General features: G+C 63.0%; 1 protein-coding gene. It reads left to right on the top strand.

Features of this window, described 5'->3' with window-relative positions; genetic code table 11:
• A partial coding sequence (locus tag EN906_RS37385) for a hypothetical protein (protein ID WP_206529160.1) occupies positions 1–4,434 on the top strand: 4,434 nt, incomplete at both ends.

Genomic DNA, 4,434 nt, shown 5'->3' with positions numbered 1-4,434 from the left:
CACGCATGCGAAATCCTATGCCCGGTCGACGGGCCTGTTCGGCTTCGTCGATTCCGACGCCCATAACGACACCGACGTCTCGTCCGAGATTTTCGGCGCGGCAGGAGCGTTGGTGACGGCCGGTCCGCGCGACAATAGCGATGTCGTGCTCGGACACCCGGATTATCCGCAGGAGCCTGGGAGCTCGGCCGAGCACCTGGCCTTGTTTGCCTCGACCGTGAACGGCCCGAATATCGCGCAGACAGACAACGCCGACGACAGCAAGCGCTCGCTCGCCGCCGGCGGATCGAGCGGCAGCAGTCCAGATGACAGGCCGCAATCGATCAATTTCAATTCCGACGTGCTGATCCTTTCGGGCCGGTCACCCGAACTGGTCATCAAGCAACTGGTCGTCGGCGCCGAGGGCCAGATCGATGTCGCGGTCGAAGTGTCGGTCAACGACACCGCGGGCGGCGGCAGTGCGACCGAAGGCGAAGGCAGCACGATCCAAAGCAATGACATTGTCGTCAACAACATCGTCAATCCGGGTCCCGGCGACGTGGTGTTCGATTCGAACTCGATGATCGGCGCAGGCGGCACCTGGACGTTCCGCGATACGTTGCAGCGCGTGTCGATCCGCAACGAGTCCGACAAGGACATCATTATCAACAATATCGATGTCGTCACCGACGAGCAGCCGCTGGCATGGCTCAACCCGTCGCAGAGTGTGACGCTGACTTTCAAGGTGGTGCGCGAAGTCGCGCCGACGCTGGTCGAGATCACCGACACCGGAGGCCATTCCGATATCTACATCAACGGCACGATCGACAACCCGATCGGCACGACCTCGATCGTCAACACCGACGGATCGGTGTTCGCCACCAACGATCGCGGCGTCACAGGCAGTGACGGCCGCCAGTCGCTGATCCGTACCCACATCCTGAACATTCGCGCCGACGAAAACATCGGCGCGACCGGTGCGCGCGTGAACATCGACATCGTCGACAGCGCCGGCCTGCCGCTCGGCATAGGCTTCGACACCGGCCGCGTCGCCGGCTTGACGAACCAGGTATTCCTTGGGGTCGAGAACCGTTTCTATACCGGCCAGCTGGTGCGCTACGATGCCGTGACCACGGCCATCGGCGGGCTCACCGACGGCGGCTATTACTACATCATCGCTTCGCCCGACGGGCAGAGCGTCAAGTTGGCGACCACGTTGACAAACGCTCTGGCCGGCACGGCCATCGATCTGGCACCGGGTGGCGCGCTGACCGATCTGCATAGCCTGATTTCGGCTGAGACCTTCACCACCGATGCGCTCGGCAACATCAGCCTCGACCTCAAGGCGCTGCTGCGCGAGGCGCCGGCCGGGGGCTTCTACATCGTCGAGATCGACCGGATCAATGCCGGCAATACGGCGGACGTGCTGCTGCAAGCCAGCATTGAACAGTTCGGCGACGGTCTGTCCGGCGGCCTGCTGGTCAAGGCGCCGGCGTTGCCCGCGGGCGGACAGACCTACTACAATAAATTCCGGCCGGATGAGGGAGCTATCCCGTCGCTGAGCCGTGGCGTCTTCGCCACCGGTAACACGGAAATCGCGTCGACCTATGATTTCCGGGGCCTCGACCCGGCAACCGGCCTGCGCACGCTGCCCGGGCTGCAGGCAGGCTCGGTCGTCACGGGCGGCGACATCATCGTCGCGGCAGCCAATCCCGCACCCTCGGCGACCACCATCAACGTACTGGGCATCACCGAGATCGCCGGCAATGGCGACATCGACGTGCTGACCAATGGCTACATCGCGCTGACCGAAAAGACCGGTGACATGCGCATCGAGCGCATTCGCTCCAACGCCTCGGATGTGCTTTTGTATTCGCCGCGGCGCATCCTCGATGCGCGCAATGACAACGGCGACCCGACCTCGATCGAGGCCGATGTCTCCGGCCGCAACATCACCATGGCCGCTGGCGTGGGGCTGTTTAACCCGACCCATTTCCAGGTGGCTGCCGAGGTGCTCAACCCGACGCTGCTTGACATCAATTCGGCCCTGGGCGGCATTGGTGAACCGGGCAATTTCCTCGAGATCAACGTTGACAACCGCAATGGCGCCGGCGGGCTCGGTGTGCTGCGCGCCTTCGACATCAGCGCGGATGCGACTTTGGGCATCTTCCTCGACGAAGTCGTCGGCGACATGCATGTTCATACCGTCCACACGATCCGTGATGTGTCGCTAAGGACCGTCGCGGGCTCGATCCTGGATTCACGCAACAACGGCTTGGGCGACGATTTGGCCGACGTGATGGGGCAGACCATCGACCTCGACGCCAACGGCAATGGCTCCATCGGCGCCTTTACCAACGACCTCGAGATCGATTCATCGCGCGGTTCGAGCGATGACGACGTCGCACTTGAGGCCGGCAACAACATCTACCTGGCCGAAGCGCCGGAGGTTCCCGGCGGCACCGCCGGCAATCTGCGGCTGGTGCTGGCGCACACCTATGATGGCGACATCCGCATCACGGTGCGCGAGACCTCGGTTCAGGGCGAGAACCTCGACCTGCTGCACAGCGGCAGTGCCCGCTTCGGTGAAGATGGCACGACGTTCCCGACCTTCCAGCCCGATGCGTCACGTGCGATCCCACATGGCCAGATCTTCGCCGAAAAGGGTTCCGTGCTGCTGCGCGTCGGCGACAACGTAACGCTCGATTCCAACAGCGAAACGCTGGCGGCCAAGAGCATCGACATCTATGGCGACGTGTCGGCGACCAACGAGGTCATCCATGCGCTCGTCAACCTGGATTTCGCCTTCGGCACCGTGATGGTGCTGCGCGGCCGCATCATCGCCAACGCAACCGTGACGCCGGGCAACAAGACGATCGGCGCGCCGGTCGGCTCGGCAACGCCGACGCTGACAGCGAACCCGGTCACCGGACCGACCGTGCTGACCCGAATCTTCGGCAATACGGATGTCGACACGATCCAGTTCGGCGACACGTCCGGTGCCGGTGGCACCAACACGCAGGGCAGCGCCGGTTACGTCTTCCTCGGCTCGAAGACCCGCGCCTATGGCAGCCAGAACCTCGATGTGAACAACGTCGATGGCGAAGACCGCTTCCGCGTCTACTACCTCCAGGATACCACGACGCAAACCTCTCCGAACATGCAGACGGCGGCCGAGCACACGCTTACGCTCGACGGCGTGTCGGGCACCGATCTCTATGAGATCTACACGCTTGGCTCCAACAATCCGGGGCAGGGCACCGCGGGCACCGACTTCCAGCGCAATTACGTCATCAACATTCTCGACAGCGGGCGTCCTATCGACGGTGTCGATGAACTGACGATCTTCGGGTACGATTCGTCGCAGAATGGTCTGATCGGCGGCAACAAGCCGATCGACGACATCTTCCTGCTGCGCGGCGCCAACTATCTGCCGCACGAAGCCGCCGACCGTCCAGGCTACGTCGCCATGGTCTACGGACAGCCGAAGACCTATGCCGATACGATCGAGGACAATGAGCCTTCGAACGAAGTCGCGCGCATCAACTACGACACCGCGCTGAATGGCCGGATCACCATCGAGGGGCAGGGCGGCAACGACAATTTCTACTCCGACGACACCACGGCGATCGTTTCGCTGCAAGGCGGCGCCGGTGACGACTCCTTCAACATCGGCCAGATATTCGGCACCAAACGCACCGGCGATGCGGAAAACGGCGTCACGCCGTTCTTCGGCGGCAACCTGCTCGACCAGGACGTGTTCCCCGACATGGTGGCCACGACACGCGGCTGGCTGAGCCCGGGCATCAGTGCGCCGATGGTGGCGCAAGGCGGCACCGGCAACGACGAATTCCGGGTCTATGCCAACCAGGCCGAATTGCGGCTCGAAGGCGACGACAACAACGACCTGTTCATCGTCCGCGCGTTCGCCATTGCGGCGGTCGCCAACCAGGACTGGAATGGTGACGGCACGATCGATCAGGACGATTTGCCGGCGGTGACGCTCGACACCAATGGCGATGGCGTGATCAATTTCGCCGACGCTGACTCGACGCCTGACGACTATACCGACGACGTTATCGTGCTGGACGACTTCGGCGTCGCCAAGTCGATCATCGGGCTCGGCTTCTCGGTCGCGCGCGCGCCGGACATCCGCGCCGGCGGCGGCGAAGACGAAGTGCAATACAACGTCAACGCGCCGGTCTCGGTCGACGGCGGCACCGGCTTTGACAAGCTGGTTATCCTCGGCACGGAATTCGCCGACGATTTCGCCATCACCGATAAGGGTATCTTCGGCGCCGGCCTCAACGTTCGCTACACCACGATCGAAGTGGTCGAGGTCGACGGGCTTGAAGGCGACGATGAATTCTTCGTCCAATCGACGGCTTTCGGCGTAGCCTATCGCGTTATCGGCGGTCTGGGGTCAGACACGATCCATGTCGCGGGCGATGTCAC

This window comes from Mesorhizobium sp. M7A.F.Ca.CA.004.06.1.1, assembly GCF_003999135.1.
In the GTDB taxonomy this organism is placed as follows: Bacteria; Pseudomonadota; Alphaproteobacteria; order Rhizobiales; family Rhizobiaceae; genus Mesorhizobium.
This window is presented reverse-complemented; position numbering and strand designations above follow the sequence as displayed.